Consider the following 19,966-nt stretch of genomic DNA (forward strand, 5'->3'; position numbering starts at 1 on the left):
CCAATTGTAGAAAATAAGAGCAGTTAGCAAAAGCTAACTGCTCATCTCCAAGGGGGAACAAGGAGAAAATCTAATGTCATGTATAGTATTGACGTAATATTTAGTTTTATTCGTGAAGAATTACATTTAACTTAATGCATAACCAACGATTAAAGTTAGTGTTAAAAACACTGATAATAACAATGTTAGCAGAACTGTTACTATGCTTCTAAGCATTGCTATCCAATTACCTGCTTTAGAGAATCCTTTAATACCAGCAAAAAATTTATATTATGCTTCATAGGTTGCTCCTTTGTTATCAAAATATTTCTATTAAATTTTAATGGAAAATATAAGAAAAAGATAGTGGTTATAAATTGGAATGAATCTTTTAACAAAATAATCCTTTTGTTTAAAGAAAAATAAGCTACCAAGTTACATTTATTAGAAATATTTTCTAAGGTATTCTTAAGAAGATGGGAATAGAAAGAATATCTTCGAGAGGAAAGGGATTAATTTATGTTAGGAAATTGGTTGGGTAAATTAAAAGAACCTAAATGTATACATAGATATAAACTTATTAATAGTCATGACAATGAAGATTTTAAAACTGGTAAGATGGGGATAGTTAGTTATTTCAAATGTGAAAAGTGTGGGAAAGAGAAGGAAATCAGCAAATATACTAATGATGTTAATAGTGACTATTAGGATATTTAAAACAACATTCGAATATCGTCCAGCTAGAAAACTAGAGGACACCAATTCATTAAAGCAGCAATTAAGGCTGCTTTACGAATGGGTGTCCTTTTTATTTTGAAAAGGGAGATGGGGTAATGGAGGGGTTAAAAAATCAGTTACATGAATGGAAAAAGAAATCCAAGCAAGAAAAGAAGAAAAAACCAAAAGAGAAATTAAGTACTCGTGAAATTGAGGATTTAATGGGGATGCATAGACCTTGTTATGAACGAAGACGTGGAGCAATAAGACACAAATAATCTAAAAATAAAAAGGAGCGGTCTTATATGACTAAACAATTATCTTTCTTACCAAAAATTGATAGAACAGCGAAACAAGAGGAATTAGAAGGCGTGTTGGAAAGTGTACGTATACATAGGAAATGTGAAAATTAGAAACAGATTCTTTCTTCTAGTAAAAATTGAAGTGGAAGTTGGAAATGTAGCCATAGAGGAATTTGTTTTTATTCGAATATCTGAGCAAGAAGCTAGAACATTGTTAGTAGGGGGTATTCAACGTTGTACTATTTCTAATTGTATTCCTAGGTCTCATGATGATTTAGAAGTAGAATTCATTTGTGTTTTAATCGTGGGTGGGGAAGCATTTGCGGTTTTTGATGTAGAAGACGATGTTGATGAAGCTGTACTTGTTCCAATTTCATTAAGAGAAGCCGAGCGTTTAATCTGTAGAGGAGCAAGACGATGTACAGTTATTAATAGATAAGAGTAAGCCTTTTTATGTTGTATATGTTGAAGATCTTTTAAATGAAAATACCCTAAATCACGGATACATAAATCATTTGGTGCTACAGTTGGAATACACAGAGAACCATAGGTTCGATTATGTTGTTTCCCTGGACCTGTATGGATATATAGGAATTGTCCGCTTAATAGGTCATATTCAAGTTGAATTTTCATCCCAGCAGTATGGCTACATCCTCCAGCCCAGGATAAATGGTTGAAAATATATCTGGAAGCTGAAATGCAGTGGAATCTAAAATGCGAATACGCTTGAAAACAGAGGTGTATGGAGAAGAAAGTGGTATAGATGAAGTTAATTTGTTATTTAGAAGGTTAGTCAATATATGTTGCAAAAACTGAACGGCTGATTTATTAAACCTTTGATTCAGTCCTTCCTGACTGATGAGTACTTCTGTGGATGATTCTAAACAGCTAGATAACTGAGCTAAAGAGGTTGTAGCGATATTTTGACTCATCCATATACATAAAGCGACTAAATCTTTTGCTTGGTATTTACTGGTTCGTTGCACGAAACCAACATCTCTAGCAAGATCCCGTAAGGTATTTGGAGATAAAAAACTTTGAATCTCTTGAGCAAATAGTTGTAATTCATCAGATACAGAAATAGACATACAAAAACGCCATCCTTTCCTATGATTCTACAAAAAGAATAGCGTATTTTTTCATTTTAGGGGAGATTTTGTTGAATTAGCTTGATAGCGATTAGTGGTACCCCTTATAGGATAATAGAAGTTTTGCATTTTCAATTTTTTTACACTCTATTAACAAGGCAGTTATAGCATCCTGGTTTAGCGTTAAGAATATGAATATATTCTACTTCTTTATTATCAAAAATTTCATCTATATTTTCTCTTAAATTTACACCTTCTGTAACCCTTGCTTCTACAATCATTGAGTCAGCATTGTAGCCGCGTACAGATAGATACCTATGATGTAACATATGCGGAATTTCATTTACATCTAGCTTAGCAGTAGTTGCTCCCTTTCGTATAAATATAGGACCACTTGCTTTATAAGGCGAATTAACACTATGATATTGGTAATTCAGTAAAATTACCTCTTCTCCTACCTCTGCATCCTTCAAACTTACCCTGCAAGGATATCCAGGATTTTTATTTGCTATTATTTTGACTGCCCCGATATTTTTTAATACTTCTTCATTCATTAGAAATAGGTTATTAAACTCCTTCTCTTGTAACGCAACGATTTGAAAGTTATTTCTCATATTCTATCCCTCCTTAATTAGTTGTTATAAAGCAATTCACTAATGATGCTACCACTAAAGTTCATAAAACTTGTTCAATAATGCTGCCCGTTTGTTGAGGATTGAATTAAAAAGCCTACAATTCTATAACAGAGAAAAAATTGCTTATTATTGTTCAATACAAAGTTGTTTACTTTTAATCAATCAGTAATGATTTATCGAAAAATACGATGAGTACAAAGCACTCTTGTTAATTCATGCTATCTTTTGTTAAAGAACGTGAATTCAGTCAAGTTCTTGGTTTACGGTATTTCCACTATGGAAAGCCCGGAATTGACTCGGTGAAAATCCTGTATTTCTTTTAAATGCATTATAAAAGCTAGATACACTTTGATAGCCTGCCCTTTGAGCTTCTTGCGCATTTGAAAAAAAGGATACATTTTCATAATTAGGAACCTTAGACTTGCAAGAAGGCCGGCAGAAAATTCCAGTTGTCTTGACTGCGTAAAAGAATATCCCGTCATACGCTGAATCACATGATACTGTTGCTTTCCACATGGTATCTCTAGAAAGGTTATTTTGATCTTTCATTAGATTTTAATCCTCCCTTGTAGGCGAAAATCTTATTACTTAAAATCATATAAATCACATATATAGCCACGACAATTAACGGAACAAATATATACAATTGAAAAAATGGAATCACCAGCAAACATAAAATGAAAGAGATTAACGATGCCCACCATGCCAGTGTGTTCTTCCTAAATAATTTAACGCCTGCCGCCATTGAAAGACCATAAACTAGAATCCCAAGAGAAGTCGGTATAAACAAAATATCATCAAACGTTAGTGACAAAGCTTTTGTCACTAACACACCTGCTACCGAAAAACAGATAACAAACAATACCATCTGTCTTGGAATTTGAGTAGTTGCATGCAGCCTTGAGAAAAATTTTGGGAAAGCACCATCTCTGCTTAATGAATATCCTAATTGCGTTAGGCTGGCTACAAAAGCATTCGCTGTCCCTGTACAAATAATTAAAGCTAAAACAGCTGTAACGACTTTGGCACCTCCGCCTACTGTACCTCCCATTATAACACCGATAGGAGACAGGTTGCTTTCTTGACTGCCATACGTGGCCGTTCCAATAGTGACAAGACTTAGCGCTAAAAATAATAATCCAATGACAACTGCACTAATAACTGCTCCTTTGACAATATCTTTTTCTGGCCTTTTAAAGTGCTCAGCCAGATTACAAATCGCCTCCCAACCGAAAAATGCCCAAAAGATAACCGTTATAGCGTTCCCGACAGAAAACCATCCATTTGGAACACAGGGAGTAAAATTCCCCCATTGTATTCTTGGAAATGCCACAAATACAGCTGACGCTAAAAGAATCAGTAATAAGGAACTTAAAATCACTGCAACTTTACCACTAACATTTACGCCGTAATAATTGGAAACACCTGCAATTACCAAAATAAAGACGGCAATTATAATTGTTTCAAAATGCGAAAATCCAAATGCCTGACTGACGTAAAAAGCACCAGTTAAAGATACAATCGTTTGACCAACTGCTGCTGTTACAAAGTAAAACCACCCAACGATATTGCCAAGATGATATCCAAAAGAATTTCTAACAAAGGTTGCTGCTCCACCAGAATCAGGATATATCCGTGCCAAACTAGCAAAGGAATAAGCAAGCGGAAAACTAATTATAATAACGATAAACCAGGATACAATAGATGCAGGGCCCGCTATTGAGGCCGTTACCCCCGATAAAAAAAGGACACCTGATCCTAGAATAGCTGAAATGTATAACGCAATTCCTTGAAATAATCCAATGGCTTTATTGTTCATGATCTCCCCCCTTTTATAGGATTTAGTGTACTAGTAAAAAGGGGGGGATTCTTCTTGTTTTTTGCGGTTTAATTCGTTTAATAAAACAATCAAAAGCATTTTTATTATATTTCTTCTTCAACAATCGGGCCAGATTGTTGAAGAAAGTAGCCTGTTCCAATAAAGAACTTTATTATTCAGTAAACAACTTGTCATGAAACCATAAAACGAACCGAAATTTTTCTTAAGGGTAGAAAATTCGGCTCGCTTTATGTTGGGATTTGCTTAGCTTATATTTTCGTTAAAATGTGGGCGGGATCCCATGCCCATCAAGCTAACATTTTGAGACATCTCCATTACGAGAAATCTTCAAGAAAACAGACTTTGAAGTAAGGATACTATATACACGTATAGTACTCGCTAATTGGTGCTTTGGCTTTATGGATGCTTATAGTAATCTATATAAAATAATCTTTTTTTATAAATAAAAGGGCCTGATGTGAGAGAAAAGGCCTTTTCAAAAATTGCATATGAGGAAAATCAATGTCAATAGTTTAATACCAATAAATAAGAATTAATTCCAGGTATTAAGTATTGAGAAATAAAAAATATTTAACGCAACAAATTGGTTAACTTTATGAGCTAACCAATTGTTACACAAAAGAAAATTCGGCCCTCTAAGTAATAGATGTGTAACTTAAAGTTACAGTTATAGTGTAAGCGAGATTGAAAATGTTATACGAAAGTAATTCTGTTAAAAAGTTTCATTTTGTCATAAATAAAAGAGCAGTTAGCCCAGCCTAACTGCTCGATACAGAGGTAATAATCTAGCTACATAGATATTATATGCTGAGTTATTGATTTTATTTGTGTAAAAAACAAAAGAGCAGCTAACAAAACCTAGCCGCTCTAAACAGTGATGTGTCTCTAGATGTAGTTGTAGTATAAACAGAATGCTGAGTTTTATTCATGGGGAGATAGAAATGAGCTTGAAAATAGAATATAGTCCGGCTAGAAAACTAGAGGACACCAATTTTTAGAGCCGCGATAAAATTGTTTTAAGAAAGGGTGTTCTCTTTATTTTGAAAGGGGATTCGGGAAATGAAGGTATTAGAATAGAAATGTTTAAAAAACGCATAGATTGATAAAAAGTAAAGGGCGAATTCCTTATGAGAATAAGGAATATTATCATTTTTGTTACCATTTTCTTCTATCCTTATATATAATTGATTTGTATTTTATATATAAATTAGGAGGGAATTTATGACTACAAATAAGGACTACATTCGTTATATCCGGGGAAAAGTAGGGCATGATTTAATATTTCTTAATTTTGCTGGAGGTATTGTTTATAACGAACGAAATGAAATTCTTTTACAAAAACGGGGAGATAGAAATGAGTGGGGTCTACCAGGTGGTGCTATGGAACTTGGAGAATCTCTTGAAGAAACCGCTAAACGAGAAATATTTGAGGAGACAGGATTAAATGTTGAGGTTGAACATCTTATAGGTGTCTACTCTAAATATTCTGGTGAGTTTCCGAACGGAGATAAAGCTCAGACTATCACTCATTGTTTTCAATGTAAGCCAATTGGTGGAGAACTTACTGTAGATGGTATTGAGACTTTGGATTTAAAATACTTCCCAATAGACCAAATACCAAAATTATTCACAAAACTACACGAAGATGCCTTAGAAGATTGGCTTTCCAAAAGAAAAGGTGTATTTAGATAAAACACTTTCAAATTAATTATCCATAATCTTTAACTAACGGGCGCTTTAATTGAGTAAGAAAATAAAAACTTTTAACTTCCGCTAAAGATAATTATGTTAATGATTTAGTGATGGCAGTCCTGTTAAGGACAAGAAGAGGAACGTATAAAAATAGAGTTGTAGAAATAGAAAGAGTGGATTCCATGTGAGAGAATAGGGATCCACTTTTTTTCTTACAACTGATAAAGAGACACTATATCTGACTTACATAAATATCCTAGTTGTTCAAATTTGTCCTTGCTAATGGTACCATTAGAGTCATGGAGGGATATTATGTTTACTTTTAGATAATGCTTTAAGTTAAGTCTTTACAATTAAGCCCATTAAACGAAAGCCTTTAAATATAGAGCGTACAACTTTCATGAAGATGCGCCCTAAAAGAAATATTAAGTATGTATTATTTCTTTTCTTTAACTTCGTATTTAGCTTCAATAAAATTTAATAATTTACCTTTTTGATCATCATTTTCTTATATTTCCTTATCGTGTTGTATAATTGATTACGAGTTACTCTTTCTATTTTGATGTTCCTCTACTTTCTTATCATATACCTTAGAGAAATCATCCTTGTTTTCTTTAGCTAATTGGTAAACTGCTTCTTTCCACTGTTCTCTATCCATGCCTAACAGGTGGGGAGAACTATTCGCAATAACTACACTAACTTCTTTTACATCTTTACCTTTAGCTTCTAATATTGGTTTTGTACCTTTTCTTGCATCCTCTATCCCTTCTAAGATGAGTTTATGCGTGTCTTTATACTTATCAGGTACTTTTACGTTCTCCATTCGATCTAAAGCTTCATCCAAAATACTTGCCGTTTTGAATACCTCTTTATACTTTTCATCACCTTTTAGTGCATAACCTAAACCTATTATTATGTCATCCTTATTAAAGTTAAAATCTAGTAATTGTTCATACATGTAACTTGGATACTGTTCCTCAGATATTGTAGTTTTCAACATTGCTTTACTAGTTTCTTCAGTCTTAGGAGTAGAATCTTTATCTCCTAGCCCACAACCGAACAATAATAGAACTGGCATTGTCAACGCTATGAGTTTCGTTGCTTTCATTATGTATTCCCCTTTTAGAAAGTATTGTAATTAATTAACATATTGTACCATAACGTAAATTATGAATATTAGATATACAAATTCCCTATCTTTACCGTGAAATGCATTTATTGTAATAATGAAGAATATGATACACATGCTTGGAATTGAAAAAATTTATAGCTCGTGAAATAAACATATACAAAGAAAAAGACATATTTATATTGTCCTCACCCTTACCGTCCATTTTGTCTAAAATATGGGTAGTCAAACCCACACATTAATACACAATTGGAAACATAATCAGTATATTAAGAAAAAATGTGTGAATTATTTAAACAAAAAAGTGTTAGCAAGTTTGCAAACGAACTTGCTAACACTTATACAGAATAGACATAACTTATTGCCGATATGTCGCCTTTGAAAATAGCTTTAATCAGTTACATCACACTTTATACGAAATACTCATAAAAACAGTCTTAATATACATGATAACAGTATAAACTCTATATTTCTTTTAATAATTTAAGGTTATATCCTTTCTGCATTCGCCGCGTTTAACCACGAATCATAGAATTCTGTAACTGATGCATACCGTTCTGCCCGATTTTCATTTACAGCACGATACGCTACCTCATATAATTCCTTACTTGCTTCCCATTTTATAAAGGAACGATCTTTTTCACCGCCTAGAAGTGAGAAAGCCATTGCTCCCATATTAAATACATTTGTTCTTTCATCAATTATAGCGTTTAGTTCAAATTCCTCTGGTGACATAAAACGGGAGGAACCCCATAGCCGGCCCATTTTATTTATGTAAGGTTTCTTACTGTATAAATCTATATCACAAATTTTTGTTTCGTTTGTATTAAAATTATATAAAATACTACCGTCATAAAAATCTATCGCTACATAGTTTTTCTTTTCTACATAAGTATGGAAAGAAAAAATGGAATGTAAGGAATGAATTCGTTTTATAGCAGACAAATGTCTAAATTTATAAAATGGAGAGTTTGGATTTTTATATTTCTCAGGAGGTGGGAAACGCCAATGCGAATGAAGACATTCACCATCAAACCAATCGAAAATTAATACATATCCAGATTGAACTGGAAAATGATCGATTAATCTTATAAGCGAGTCATGCTTTAAATCTTCATAGATAGTAACTGAATTTTTTAGCCTTTCAATAGCATCCCTTGTTGTTCCTTCATATGCAATTGTTTGTGCTCCTGCGTATTTAATAAATTTCTTATGACCATCTTTTTCTATACCAAAACTTATATTACCTGAATCTTGCTGGTCAAAAACTGCAAATACGGTCCCTAATTTAATAAGCCAATCAAAATTATGATATTCTTTCAATTGGAATGTTACGTTATTTAACTGAATTTCCACGGAATTATCTTTCATAGATTACCTCACATTTAATATAATTAAGTTGTACATTCCACTATTTCGACATATTTTATGGAAATCCTATGCTAATAATATAAAATTTTATAAATATAATGATAAACACTTATAAAGAGGTGAATATAATGGACCAACAAATTGTTATTAAAGCATATCAAAAAGACTGGGTTGAAGAGTATATAAAAGAAAAAGAGAAATTCTGTTCCTTGTTAGGACAAGAAATAATTGCTGTTGAACATATAGGAAGCACTGCAGTAAAAGGATTAGGAGCTAAACCTCTTATTGATATGATGATTGGCGTAACGGACTTGCAAATTACTGAAAACTGGATAGAAATTCTATCTGAAATTGGATATGAGTTTGTTCCAAAAGAAGCTACGAATTGGCGCTTTTTTAGAAAGGGAAAATGGAGAGCAGGTACTCATCATTTGCATGTTTATATTTATAATAGCGAAGAATGGAGAAACAATATTTTATTTCGGGACTTTCTAATAAGCCATGAATGGGCACGTGAAGAATATAGAGAATTAAAAGAGATGCTTGCTATTACATATACTTTTGATCGTGTGTCGTATACAAAGGCAAAAGCGCCGTTTATTCGAAAAATATTAGAATTAGCTAGAACTTAATAAATTTATAGATTCTTATCTAACTAGTTTTGAAACCTCTTCCTATACTTTTTATAGGGAGGGGATTTTTTGTTTTTTTCATGACAAAATATATAAGTTCTAATTATTGGAGGCAAACTATTTTATTTATTTTGATATTTCGAGTACATTGGAAATATTAAGGGGGAATTAAGCAATGAAAGCTATTGTACATCAATATAAAAAAGGATTAGAGGGATTAGAATATAAATTTTCACCTGAGATAAGTCCTAATGCAGATGAAGTAAAAGTAAAGTTAAAAGCTGCAGGATTAAATCATAGGGATTTATTTATTATAAATAATAGAAAAGAAATGGATCTATCATTAGTAATAGGGTCAGATGGATCAGGAGTTGTTACAGAAATAGGAGAAGGAGTTTCAAATATTAAACTACATACAGAAGTTATTATTAATCCTAGTATTGGATGGGAACATGCTACTGAAGTACCGGAGTTACCGGAAGTGCTAGGTGGACCGAAAGATGGAACGTTTGCTGAATATGTAATTGTACCAGCTGAAAATGTAGTAGAAAAGCCTTCATATCTTACTTGGGAAGAATCAGGTGTTTTATCTTTATCCGCACTAACTGCATATAGAGCGCTTTTTACAAAAGGTAGACTGAAGTGCGGCGAACACGTTTTAATTCCGGGAATAGGCGGTGGTGTTGCTACATTTGCCATGTTATTCGCGAAAGCAATTGGCGCAAAAGTGAGTGTTACTTCTAGGGTAGAGAATAAAAGGGAACTTGCTGAGAAATATGGTGCAGATATTTCTTTTCATAGTGCTGGAAATTGGGAAGAGAGCTTACAAGGTGAAAAAGTAGATTTAATAATAGATAGTATAGGTCCGGCAACTTTTTTGAAATATTTTGATGTATTAAAACCAAATGGAAGAATCGTGAATTTTGGTGCAAGCTCAGGAGATAAAATTGAATTACCATTACGCGCGCTATTTTACAATCAAATTGATATTATGGGAACATCCATGGGTAGCGGTGAGGAATTTAATGAGATGATAAAATTTATAGAAAAACATCAAATTAAACCAATTATTGATAAAGTTTACTCGTTAGAAGAAGCAATTCGAGCACTAAGCCGTATGGAACATGGAGAACAATTCGGAAATATTGTACTTCAAATGAATTAAAAAATATGATTTTGCAATTAGTATATTTAAATGAATATGTTATGTATCCCAAACATGAAAAAATACGAACCGCCTTATTATAAAGGCTTACCAGCTTTATACATAAATTGCGTATAAAATTTGTTTTATAATTGTCATATGAATAATAGTAAAATGAGGATTAGATGAAAAAAGTTTAAGCCTATTTTCATAATGGTATTGTATACTGTGTAAATCAAGAACGCTTGTATGTAAGGAGAGAGTTTAATGAATTACACAGTATTTCAGTGGTTTAATAATTTTGCTGATTCATCCAAACTATTAGATACGTTAATGGTTGCTATTACAAATAGCGCTGCATACGTAGCCATTTTATTTATGCTTATCTTATGGTTTAATAATGGAAAGAAAGATAAGGCAATTAGAAAACAATATACAGTTTTATATACGACGCTTTCGGTTATTTTTGCATTATTAGTAAATGTTCTTATACACGCAGTATATTACCATCCGCGTCCGTTCGTATCACATGATGTACATCAATTAGTACCACATGCAGCAGATTCATCATTCGTTAGCGATCATTCTGTACTTGTATTTTCAATCGTCTTCGTATTTATTCTTAGAGGAGAAAAACTGAAATATATCGCGCTATTATGGGCAGTATTAGTCGGTATATCACGTATGTACGTAGGTGTTCATTATCCTTTAGATATACTTGGTGCAGCATTCTTAACACTTATTATGAGCGCATTAGTAATGCAAAGTGCACGTATGTTTGAACCAATAGCGAAACTTGTATTCAAAATGTATGCATTAGTAGCGAGACGAATTCCTTTCTTAGCGAAATATAACCATATCGCATAATTGTATTATAAAAAAAGTTCCCCTTTGGACATCCAGAGGGGAACTTTTTTATAGGAAATACGAAAAGAGTTTAGAGTGCTCTGTAATCAAGTTGTACTAATTAATATTTTGAAATTTCACGCACCGAATTTAAATTATATAAAATAATGACACAAAATAACAACAGTTAGTTTTGCATTGTTTTAAAGGAATTAAAAAGAAAACTTCGAAACATATAGTATCGCAAACAAAAATTACAAATTTAAAAACGTATCTTCGTACGAATCCATTCCAAAAGAGAGGAGATAAGTATGCAAAAACTCCAAACGAATAAAGGCGCTCGATATATGATGATTGCTTTTATTGTTTTGTTTCTTATTATGATTTTGCGTATATTCTATATTCAGGCAGTAGGAGTCGTGCATAATGTGAATGTAAAGGATCTAGCGAATGAACAACATAATAAAAAAGGTGTTTTAGAAGCGAATCGTGGCACTATCTATGACCAAACCGGGAAGGTGTTAGTACAAGATTCTACAACGTATCGAGTTGTTGTGAATTTAAAAGGAAAAGATAAAGTGAAAAATAAAGATGAAACCGCACAACAATTAGCCGATGCACTTGAAATTGATAAAGAAGAAGTATTGAAAAACTTGCATGAAGGGCGTACACAAGTTGAAATTGGAAAAATTGGTCGGAACTTATCTAGGGAAACGAAGGAAAAAATTAATAATTTAAAAATACCAGGTGTATCTTTTATGACGGAAAAAGCAAGAGTGTATCCGAATGAAGACTTTGCATCCTATATACTTGGTTTTGCTAGACCAGATGATAAAGGGAATACAGAAGGAAAGTTTGGGCTTGAAAAGAGTTTGGATAAATATTTGCGCTCTACAAACGGGAATATAGAATATGTGGGTACACGAAGGGGGATTCCGCTTACGAATGATATAGGTAAAGTAGAACCTGCTAAAAATGGGAATAACGTATATTTAACCCTTGATAAACAAATTAATAGCTTTTTAGAAGAAGCGATGAACAAAGCACAAGAGCATTATGATCCTTCTATGTTAATTGGAATTATTGCTGATCCAAAAACAGGAAAGGTTTTAGCAATGTCTAGTAAACCTAGTTACAATCCTAATGTAGGTGATATCGAATACTTTTTAAATGATCCGATTGCAAATGCATATGAACCAGGTTCAACAATGAAAGTTTTTACGTTAGCAGCTGCCATTAATGAAGGTGTATATAACGGAAAAGAATATTTTCAATCTGGAAAATATTCCGTGGGTTCATCTGATATAAAAGATCATAATGGTGGATTTGGATGGGGATCAATTACGTTTGATGAAGGTTTTGAAAGGTCATCAAACGTAGCTTTCTCTATTTTAGAAGATCAGTTACTGAAACCAAATAAATTTAAGCAATATATGAATAAATTTGGATTCAATCAAAAAACAGGAATAGATTTACCTGGTGAAAGTAAAAATACTTTATTATTAAATACGCAAATTCAACAAGTTACAACTTCTTTCGGTCAAGGTTCTACAGTAACTCCTATTCAATTAATCCAAGCGGCTACTGCAATAGCAAATGATGGGAAAATGATGCAACCATATATCGTTGATAAAATTGTAAATCCAACAAACAAAGAAGTTATTATGGAAAATCAACCGAAAGAAATTGGGAATCCGATAAAAAAAGAAACAGCGGACAAGGTTAGAAGCTTAATGGAGCGTGTTATAACATCTTCAAAAGGAACTGGTACAATGTATAAAGTGGATGGTTATCCAATTGGAGGTAAGACAGGAACAGCACAAATCCCGAATCCTGAAAACGGCCGATATATGGAAGGGAAAGAGAATTACATTTTCTCCTTTTTAGGAATGGCTCCAATTGATGATCCGGAGTTAATCGTATACTTAGCTATTAAGCAGCCAAAGTTAAAAGGAGATGAGTATGGAGCTCAGCCTCTTGCTGAAATATTTAAACCTGTTATAAAAAACAGCCTTGAATATTTAAAAGTGAAACCGTATACAGAAAAACAAATAGCTGATGCAGCGAAACAATCTCAATTAAAAGTGCAAAATTATGTAAATAAATCGATGGATACAATAGAGAAAAGTGTAGAAAAAGAGAAGCTACAGCCGGTAATTTTAGGAGAAGGAAAAATAATAAAACAATACCCACAGTCTGGCGAGGTAATAAGTGAAGGAGATCGTATATTTTTATTAGGAAATAACGCACATATGCCAAATGTAAAAGGTTGGTCCATGCGTGATGTTATGTATTTCTCTAAGCTTTTGAAATTAGATTTGAAAACTTCTGGTACGGGTTATGTAACGAGCCAAAGTATTGAAAAAGGACAAGGTTTACAAGAAGGAGATACACTAGAAATAGAATTAGAACCGCCGTTACAACCGTTAACAGAGGCGAATACAAATTAATTCAGGTATTTGGAAGGAGCTATATGAAAATGGCTCTTTCTTTAGAGTTATAAGTAATTTCACGCACCGTAATTTTTAGAAAAAATAATAAATAAGCGAATTAATAATAATACGTTATTAAATATCTGATTATTTTTTATTTACAGTTAAAATCATTTGTGATAATATGGAAAAAATCAAATGCAGTGAAGAGAATAGTAAATAAAATGAATTTTCACAGAGAGCTCCATTTAGCTGAAAAGGAGTAAAAATTCTTTATTGAATCAAGCCTCTGAGCAGTACACCGGAACCTGTTATGAAGGGGGTGGTGTGACGGGCGCTCCCGTTATAGAGCTATGGTATAAGCATGAATGAGAATGCAGTACCTGATAAGGTTAGTATGGTGACATATTAACAAACTAGGGTGGCACCGCGATGATAATCTCGTCCCTAAGATTAAAAGTCTTGGGGGTGGGATTTTTTTATTGTTGTAAAACAATTTGGAAAGCGGGGGCCAAAAATGAAAAACTTACTTAAAGATTGGAAATATCCTTTATTACTATTGTCCGGAGTTGGTATTGCGAATTTAGGGGCATGGATTTACTTAATAGCACTGAATGTACTTGTCTATAATATGGGTGGCTCAGCCTTAGCTGTTGCTACTTTATATGTAATAAAACCATTAGCCACTTTATTTACAAACGCTTGGTCTGGGAGTATGATTGATCGTTTAAATAAACGGAAGTTAATGATTCACCTCGATATATATCGTGCGTTATTTATCGCTATTTTACCTTTACTTCCGTCACTTTGGATTGTTTATGTATTCGTATTCTTTATAAGTATGGCCAGTGCAATTTATGAGTCAACTGCTATGACGTATATGACGAAATTAATTCCAGTAGAGCGAAGACAACGTTTCAACTCACTACGTAGTTTAATAGGATCTGGTGCATCACTAATTGGACCAGCAGTAGCGGGGGGATTATTAATTGCGGGTACACCAGAATTCGCTATATATATGAATGCTATAGCATTTCTCTTATCAGGATTAATTACATTACTTTTACCCAACCTTGATAAGAAAAAAGATTCGGATACAACTAGTAATACATTATCCCTTACAGTATTAAAAAAAGATTGGAGCACTGTTATAAATTTTAGTAGAAAACATGTGTATGTCGTATATGTGTATTTCTTATTTCAAAGTATGTTCGTATTAGCAACTGCTACTGATTCACTTGAACTATCGTTTGCGAAAGAGGTATTACTACTAACAGATAGTGAATACGGTTTTCTAGTTAGTATAGCTGGTGCAGGCTATATATTAGGTGCCATAACAAATACAATTTTGTCAAAGAAATTAGCACCTTCATTTCTAATTGGAATAGGATCATTATTCATCGCAATTGGTTATTTAATTTATGCCTTTTCAAATGTATTTTTAATAGCTGCTATTGGATTCTTTATTTTATCTTTTTCGATGGCATATGCAAATACAGGATTTTATACATTTTACCAAAATAACATCCCTGTTCATATGATGGGACGGATCGGGAGTATATATGGGCTTATTATTGCGTTAGTAACAATTTTTATTACAATATTATCTGGTGTTGCGACTCAGTTCATTTCTATACAACTTGTAGTTATTGTAGGGTCATTAATAATGTTATTTATCACTATCGTATTGTGTGTGTTTACTTTATTCCCATTGCAATCTAAGTTGTATTCTACTGAATCAATAAAGTGAAACTTTAATCAGTGGGGGTCTTACTGTCCGTTAATGCGGGATAAATTCGAAATAAACTTTGTGTTCTCATTAACAATTTATCGTATTCAATAAGAGGGTTCTTTCCCCTTTATATGGAAAAATTAATAAGGGGAAAGAACAATTTGGAAAGATAAGGGTGGTTGTCGTGATAAAAACAAAAGATGAGATTAATAAAATTGTAAAAGAAATACAAAAGGAAATAGATTTCTCTGGAGTAGTTTTAGTAAAAAAAGAAAAAAAACTAGTCTATGAAAAAGCATTGGGTTACGCAAACCAAAGTGAATGTATAAGCAATACGATACAAACAAGATTCGGCATTGCCTCAGGATGTAAAATTTTCACTGCAATTGGCATCTGTCAACTTGTTGAAAAAGGTGTTATTTCTTTTCATACAAAATTAAAAGATTGTCTAGAGATAAAATTTCCAAACTTTGATGAAGATATTACAATACATCAACTACTAACGCATAGCGCTGGTATACCAGATTATTTTGATGAAAGTATTATGGATAACTTCGAAGATCTTTGGAAACAAACACCTATGTATCTATTAAAGAGCTTAAAAGATTTTTTACCATTATTCCAAAACAGTAATATGATGTTTACACCTGGAAGTAAGTTTCACTACAACAATGCAGGTTTTATCATACTCGGATTAATAATAGAAGAACAGACGGGATTTAAATTTACGGAGTATATAGAAAAGAACATATTTAATCCAATTGGTATGAATGATTCTGGCTATTTTTCTTTAGATAGATTACCAAGACATACAGCACTAGGATATATAAAGGATGAAACTAACCAAAATTGGAGAACAAACGCCTACTCTATACCAATAAAAGGAGGAGCTGATGGAGGTGCATATGTTACTGCACCAGACATGCTGAAATTTTGGGCGGCACTATTTAATAATGAAATTTTAGGAAAGGAATATACAAAGTTACTTTTAACTCCCCACATTCAAGTAAATGATAAACAGTCTTACGGCTATGGAATATGGATTGAAACACGAGAAAACAAGGTATTCAAATATCATATAATGGGATATGATCCAGGCGTCAGTTTTCGCTCGTCTATATATCCAGAATTAGGAATCACTTTAGTTATTCCATCGAATAAAGGGGCAGGACCCGAAAAATTAATGACAGAAATAGAAAGAGCTTTTTAATTATATGGATATTAAAGAAGAGATACAAAAATAATTTAAACGGGTTCATGATAGTTTCTATTTTGAAAAATATTTTAGTTAACGAGAAACCCTTTATTTAGTAAATAAAGGGTTTTATAATTTCATAAAAATATATACAATTATATAGATTTTGGAATTCGAAAACATTACTATATAGTTGTAAATTTTAATTATTCATTCATATGAAAGGGCGTGTTAGCAATTTGTATATGATCAACGGTAGTTTGTTTATTATTTTAGGGGTTATTTGTTATTTAATTGTACGTGGAATATTAATTGGTACCAAAAATAAAAAACATGTGATTTGGTGGAAAGAAATAATAAGTTTTTTATTCGTGGTCTACATTTGTATGGTTGTTGCAGTAACTTTATTCCCTTTACCAATTGGTTTTCCTTCTAATGTTGAAAATCTGAATCGCTCGGTCAATATAATACCATTTGCATCAATTATTAAAGACATCAATCAAATTGGTAGTGCTTATGATGGGGATGCCCTGTTTATGATTGGTCTAATTGTAAGAAATGTAGGCGGGAATATTTTATTATTAATGCCTTTAGGATTTTCAGCACCAATCTTATGGGATAAATATACGAAATTCAAAAATAATATTTTATTAGGATTTGCTATATCAGTTAGTATTGAATTGCTACAATTAATTGAGTCTTTATTTAGTGGAGTGGGACGTATTACTGATATTGATGATGTGATCTGTAATGTTATAGGTTCTATTGTTGGATATTGTATTTATAATATCTTTTTAAAAGCTATTAATAAATTTAACATTCGATTGTTGGGTAAAACTAATTCTAAAGGTGTGGAATTAGTTGATAAATAGGAGTTTAAACGAGTTATTAAAAGCGTACGAGTAAAAAGTACGTCTTTTTATTTTTATAAATAATGCTTAAGGCTGATGAGAACTCACATTTTCCATCTTACACTTGAAAGTAGCTATTGTATTTCAATTATGGAATGAAAAGAGGAGAATATAATCTTTAAAGATAAACAAGTTTATAGGAGGATTCTAAATGGATATTTTACTTGTTGTTCTTATTATTGTTTTGATGCAAAGTAAAGAACGAAAAGTGAAAATAAACCGTATTTGGCTCATTCCGGCTTTGTTGTGCTTTGTAACAGTTCAGTCCATTATTCGTATGGGACAAATAACTTTGCTGCAAGGACTACTGTTTTTTGTAATGCTTGGAATTGGCTTAGGTATTGGAATTATACGGGGGAAAGCTTTAACATTTCGATTAGATAGTGAAACGGGTCATGTACTACGGAAAGGAAATTGGGTAAGTACAATAATTCTTCTTGTTATTTTAGGAGCAAAAATTATTATTAAACAAAGTATGTTTTCTGGTAGCACGCACCAGACACTAATGGTTGTAACAAATGCCTTTTTATGTATTACATTAGGCACCGTAATTAGTAGACGTTATTATATTTGGAAAAAATATAATGAATTAACACAAAAAGCGTAAATACATGCATCCCTTGTTTAACATTGTTGCGAACGGTAATACTAAATAACATTGAACTTTTACAACAAGGGATGATAATATGATATACATTTACACAGACTTCGGCGGTACACATACAACATCACTAGCTGCAGCATATCATTTAAATAAATTACCAACGGATCGTAAGTTAACAAAAGAAGAAATTTTGAATGTAGATTACTTTAATAAATTGAAAACAGAAGATATGGGAAAAATTATTTTTCATGGAATAGACGAAAACGGTCATCCTGTATATACGATTGGATGTGGCGCATCAAAAGTTGTTGTACCAGCGATGAAGCATTTAGGAGAAATCTTGCAAAAACATTATCAAAGTCATGAAAAAATTATTTTTTCTAATACATCACCAACCGTACCTTTACCAATGACTTTTGGTGGTCTGTTTTCTAGAAGGTTCCATATCGATTTTATTGGCGTACCGTTACTCGTATGGGGAGCAAAAATTTGCTGTGATAATATACAAAGGCTTGTTAGTTATACAAAAGAGGCAGGAAGATTAACGAATGATTATGTTGTAATTTTAGATAATGAAACTTTTAAATAGTATATGAATAAGAAGAAAATCGAGCAAATTCCTTGATTTTCTTTTTTATTTGTGGAATAGACAAGAAATAGTCACATTTAATATACATCTACTATAGCCAAAATAATAAAGTCCTGTTACTATTACAGGGATATTCTCTTTTTATAACATAAATATATAGAAAAATTAGAAAAGAGGAATTGAATTAAGGGAGGAACAACATGAAGCGTGTTGCTTGGATTACTGATAGTACAACTGCGAATTTTAAAACAGAAGGAGATAACTTTGTTATCCCAATCGAAGTTATTATTGATGGAACTTCGTACAAAGATTGTGAAGAAGGTGTACGTGAACGGGTTTATAATGCGTTAAACGAAGGTAAAACAGTCACTACTTCACAACCTAATATTGGGGAAATGGTAGAGTTGTTTACAAAATGCAAAGAAGAATATGAAGAAGGATTTGCAGTTGCTATTAGCGGAAAAGTAAGTGGAACCTATCAAAATATGAAGTTAGCTGCAGAAATGGCAGGTTTTCCATTAACTGTATTAGACAGTGAAACAACAAGTTATCCAATGGATGAATTAATTAGAAAAGCGAAATCGTTATACAATGATGGTATGACTTTACAAGATATACACAAAACATTAGTAGATGAAAAAAGAAGACCTTTTCATGTATTCCCAAAGAGTTTAAAAGGTTTATATGCGAGTGGTCGTGTAAAGGGTATTCAATTTTTACTTGGAAGTTTATTAAGTGTGAACTTAATACTAGAAGTAAAAGGTGGAGAGCTTTTACTTGAAAAGAAAGTTCGTAAAATCCAAAAATGTCGAGAATATATTAAAAATGAACTTGAAAAAGAATTACCAAAAGTACTTCATATGTTCCATGCTAACGATAAAGCTGGAGCGGAAGAATGGATTGCAGATATTAAACAAGCATTCCCCGAAATGGATTTCAAATTATATCCATTACCAATTTCATTTGCGGTTCATGCAGGTGAGGGAACAATAGCAATTAGTTATTAAAGTAAAACCCGTGAATCATTCACGGGTTTTTTCAGAGTGTTGGGAAAGACCTTATATACTATAAGGTCTTTTGTACCTCTTAAAATGACTTGAATAGCGTTTATTTGAGGTCATTAGGTAG

At 32.5% G+C, this 19,966-nt stretch carries 19 protein-coding genes, 2 pseudogenes and 1 other annotated feature; of the genes and pseudogenes, 14 read left to right on the forward strand and 7 right to left on the reverse strand.

Going from position 1 to position 19,966, the window contains the following annotated elements:
• Window positions 1-126 precede the first annotated feature (126 nt).
• A pseudogene (locus ACLBXA_RS05230) lies at window positions 127-413 on the reverse strand (hypothetical protein).
• 85 nt (window positions 414-498) lie between these two features.
• Here ACLBXA_RS05230 and ACLBXA_RS05235 point away from each other — a divergent pair.
• From ACLBXA_RS05235 to ACLBXA_RS05245, 3 genes are all read left to right on the forward strand, one after another.
• Window positions 499-687 (forward strand): hypothetical protein, encoded by a 189-nt coding sequence (locus tag ACLBXA_RS05235; protein ID WP_136804132.1) that lies wholly within the window; start codon window positions 499-501, stop codon window positions 685-687.
• Between the two features lie 125 nt (window positions 688-812).
• Entirely contained in the window at window positions 813-974 is a 162-nt protein-coding gene (locus ACLBXA_RS05240) for a hypothetical protein (protein ID WP_170957357.1), read from the forward strand.
• Window positions 975-1,077: 103 nt separating this feature from the next.
• Window positions 1,078-1,437, forward strand: coding sequence for a hypothetical protein (locus tag ACLBXA_RS05245; protein ID WP_015945802.1), 360 nt, complete (start codon window positions 1,078-1,080; stop codon window positions 1,435-1,437).
• Window positions 1,438-1,439: 2 nt separating this feature from the next.
• Here ACLBXA_RS05245 and ACLBXA_RS05250 read toward each other — a convergent pair.
• From ACLBXA_RS05250 to ACLBXA_RS05265, 4 genes and pseudogenes are all read right to left on the reverse strand, one after another.
• Window positions 1,440-2,086 (reverse strand): annotated as a pseudogene (locus ACLBXA_RS05250) (IS4 family transposase); the annotation flags it as partial.
• Window positions 2,087-2,226: 140 nt separating this feature from the next.
• The gene (locus ACLBXA_RS05255; protein WP_001245408.1) at window positions 2,227-2,700 is read right to left on the reverse strand and encodes a DUF1203 domain-containing protein; all 474 of its coding nucleotides are present in this window, start codon (window positions 2,698-2,700) and stop codon (window positions 2,227-2,229) included.
• A gap of 264 nt (window positions 2,701-2,964) precedes the next feature.
• Window positions 2,965-3,270 (reverse strand): Ada metal-binding domain-containing protein, encoded by a 306-nt coding sequence (locus ACLBXA_RS05260; RefSeq protein WP_447617127.1) that lies wholly within the window; start codon window positions 3,268-3,270, stop codon window positions 2,965-2,967.
• Entirely contained in the window at window positions 3,254-4,540 is a 1,287-nt protein-coding gene (locus ACLBXA_RS05265) for an APC family permease (RefSeq protein WP_447617128.1), read from the reverse strand. Before ACLBXA_RS05265 ends, ACLBXA_RS05260 begins: the two co-directional genes overlap by 17 nt.
• Before the next feature lie 1,242 nt (window positions 4,541-5,782).
• Between ACLBXA_RS05265 and ACLBXA_RS05270 the strand changes: the two genes are divergently transcribed.
• Complete coding sequence (locus ACLBXA_RS05270) at window positions 5,783-6,253, forward strand: NUDIX hydrolase (protein WP_000210489.1); 471 nt, start codon at window positions 5,783-5,785, stop codon at window positions 6,251-6,253.
• 538 nt (window positions 6,254-6,791) lie between these two features.
• On the opposite strand, the gene ACLBXA_RS05275 is transcribed toward ACLBXA_RS05270, so the two are convergent.
• Both ACLBXA_RS05275 and ACLBXA_RS05280 read right to left on the reverse strand, forming a co-directional pair.
• The gene (locus ACLBXA_RS05275; protein WP_000648401.1) at window positions 6,792-7,361 is read right to left on the reverse strand and encodes a membrane protein; all 570 of its coding nucleotides are present in this window, start codon (window positions 7,359-7,361) and stop codon (window positions 6,792-6,794) included.
• A gap of 510 nt (window positions 7,362-7,871) precedes the next feature.
• Window positions 7,872-8,753: a protein kinase domain-containing protein gene (locus ACLBXA_RS05280; protein WP_000654529.1), complete on the reverse strand. Its 882-nt coding sequence runs from the start codon at window positions 8,751-8,753 to the stop codon at window positions 7,872-7,874.
• A gap of 128 nt (window positions 8,754-8,881) precedes the next feature.
• Here ACLBXA_RS05280 and ACLBXA_RS05285 point away from each other — a divergent pair, with 128 nt between their 5' ends.
• The 10 genes from ACLBXA_RS05285 to ACLBXA_RS05330 all read left to right on the forward strand — a co-directional run bounded on the left by ACLBXA_RS05285 (window position 8,882) and on the right by ACLBXA_RS05330 (window position 19,845).
• A complete protein-coding gene (locus ACLBXA_RS05285; protein ID WP_000372681.1) occupies window positions 8,882-9,385 on the forward strand; it encodes a GrpB family protein in 504 nt (167 codons plus the stop codon).
• A 175-nt stretch (window positions 9,386-9,560) separates the two neighbouring features.
• Entirely contained in the window at window positions 9,561-10,550 is a 990-nt protein-coding gene (locus tag ACLBXA_RS05290; protein WP_447617129.1) for a zinc-binding dehydrogenase, read from the forward strand.
• A gap of 246 nt (window positions 10,551-10,796) precedes the next feature.
• The gene (locus ACLBXA_RS05295; RefSeq protein WP_001110130.1) at window positions 10,797-11,396 is read left to right on the forward strand and encodes an undecaprenyl-diphosphatase; all 600 of its coding nucleotides are present in this window, start codon (window positions 10,797-10,799) and stop codon (window positions 11,394-11,396) included.
• A gap of 290 nt (window positions 11,397-11,686) precedes the next feature.
• Complete coding sequence (locus tag ACLBXA_RS05300; protein WP_001170953.1) at window positions 11,687-13,825, forward strand: penicillin-binding protein; 2,139 nt, start codon at window positions 11,687-11,689, stop codon at window positions 13,823-13,825.
• A gap of 176 nt (window positions 13,826-14,001) precedes the next feature.
• Window positions 14,002-14,259: a binding site (T-box leader), on the forward strand.
• A 65-nt stretch (window positions 14,260-14,324) separates the two neighbouring features.
• Window positions 14,325-15,557 carry an MFS transporter gene (locus tag ACLBXA_RS05305; protein WP_000793350.1) on the forward strand — a complete coding sequence of 411 codons (1,233 nt, stop codon included), beginning with the start codon at window positions 14,325-14,327 and terminating at the stop codon, window positions 15,555-15,557.
• Window positions 15,558-15,723: 166 nt separating this feature from the next.
• Window positions 15,724-16,749, forward strand: coding sequence for a serine hydrolase domain-containing protein (locus tag ACLBXA_RS05310; protein WP_000598054.1), 1,026 nt, complete (start codon window positions 15,724-15,726; stop codon window positions 16,747-16,749).
• A 224-nt stretch (window positions 16,750-16,973) separates the two neighbouring features.
• Window positions 16,974-17,606, forward strand: a complete 633-nt coding sequence (locus ACLBXA_RS05315) for a VanZ family protein (protein ID WP_000281840.1) — start codon at window positions 16,974-16,976, stop codon at window positions 17,604-17,606.
• Between the two features lie 190 nt (window positions 17,607-17,796).
• Window positions 17,797-18,252 (forward strand): DUF1453 family protein, encoded by a 456-nt coding sequence (locus ACLBXA_RS05320; RefSeq protein WP_000353715.1) that lies wholly within the window; start codon window positions 17,797-17,799, stop codon window positions 18,250-18,252.
• Window positions 18,253-18,331: 79 nt separating this feature from the next.
• Window positions 18,332-18,838 (forward strand): DUF3189 family protein, encoded by a 507-nt coding sequence (locus ACLBXA_RS05325; protein WP_000639423.1) that lies wholly within the window; start codon window positions 18,332-18,334, stop codon window positions 18,836-18,838.
• A gap of 200 nt (window positions 18,839-19,038) precedes the next feature.
• Window positions 19,039-19,845 (forward strand): DegV family protein, encoded by an 807-nt coding sequence (locus ACLBXA_RS05330; protein WP_000831924.1) that lies wholly within the window; start codon window positions 19,039-19,041, stop codon window positions 19,843-19,845.
• Window positions 19,846-19,966: the final 121 nt, after the last annotated feature.

Source organism: Bacillus sp. D48C, from assembly GCF_053345735.1.

Excerpts from the sequence above, each read along its gene's own strand:
- ACLBXA_RS05275 (WP_000648401.1), bottom strand. The coding sequence starts at position 7,361 with ATGAAAGCAACGAAACTCATAGCGTTGACAATGCCAGTTCTATTATTG.
- ACLBXA_RS05265 (WP_447617128.1), bottom strand. The coding sequence starts at position 4,540 with ATGAACAATAAAGCCATTGGATTATTTCAAGGAATTGCGTTATACATT.
- ACLBXA_RS05330 (WP_000831924.1), top strand. The coding sequence starts at position 19,039 with ATGAAGCGTGTTGCTTGGATTACTGATAGTACAACTGCGAATTTTAAA.
- ACLBXA_RS05300 (WP_001170953.1), top strand. The coding sequence starts at position 11,687 with ATGCAAAAACTCCAAACGAATAAAGGCGCTCGATATATGATGATTGCT.
- ACLBXA_RS05325 (WP_000639423.1), top strand. The coding sequence starts at position 18,332 with ATGATATACATTTACACAGACTTCGGCGGTACACATACAACATCACTA.
- ACLBXA_RS05255 (WP_001245408.1), bottom strand. The coding sequence starts at position 2,700 with ATGAGAAATAACTTTCAAATCGTTGCGTTACAAGAGAAGGAGTTTAAT.
- ACLBXA_RS05295 (WP_001110130.1), top strand. The coding sequence starts at position 10,797 with ATGAATTACACAGTATTTCAGTGGTTTAATAATTTTGCTGATTCATCC.
- ACLBXA_RS05260 (WP_447617127.1), bottom strand. The coding sequence starts at position 3,270 with ATGAAAGATCAAAATAACCTTTCTAGAGATACCATGTGGAAAGCAACA.
- ACLBXA_RS05235 (WP_136804132.1), top strand. The coding sequence starts at position 499 with ATGTTAGGAAATTGGTTGGGTAAATTAAAAGAACCTAAATGTATACAT.
- ACLBXA_RS05270 (WP_000210489.1), top strand. The coding sequence starts at position 5,783 with ATGACTACAAATAAGGACTACATTCGTTATATCCGGGGAAAAGTAGGG.
- ACLBXA_RS05280 (WP_000654529.1), bottom strand. The coding sequence starts at position 8,753 with ATGAAAGATAATTCCGTGGAAATTCAGTTAAATAACGTAACATTCCAA.
- ACLBXA_RS05305 (WP_000793350.1), top strand. The coding sequence starts at position 14,325 with ATGAAAAACTTACTTAAAGATTGGAAATATCCTTTATTACTATTGTCC.
- ACLBXA_RS05320 (WP_000353715.1), top strand. The coding sequence starts at position 17,797 with ATGGATATTTTACTTGTTGTTCTTATTATTGTTTTGATGCAAAGTAAA.
- ACLBXA_RS05240 (WP_170957357.1), top strand. The coding sequence starts at position 813 with ATGGAGGGGTTAAAAAATCAGTTACATGAATGGAAAAAGAAATCCAAG.
- ACLBXA_RS05290 (WP_447617129.1), top strand. The coding sequence starts at position 9,561 with ATGAAAGCTATTGTACATCAATATAAAAAAGGATTAGAGGGATTAGAA.
- ACLBXA_RS05285 (WP_000372681.1), top strand. The coding sequence starts at position 8,882 with ATGGACCAACAAATTGTTATTAAAGCATATCAAAAAGACTGGGTTGAA.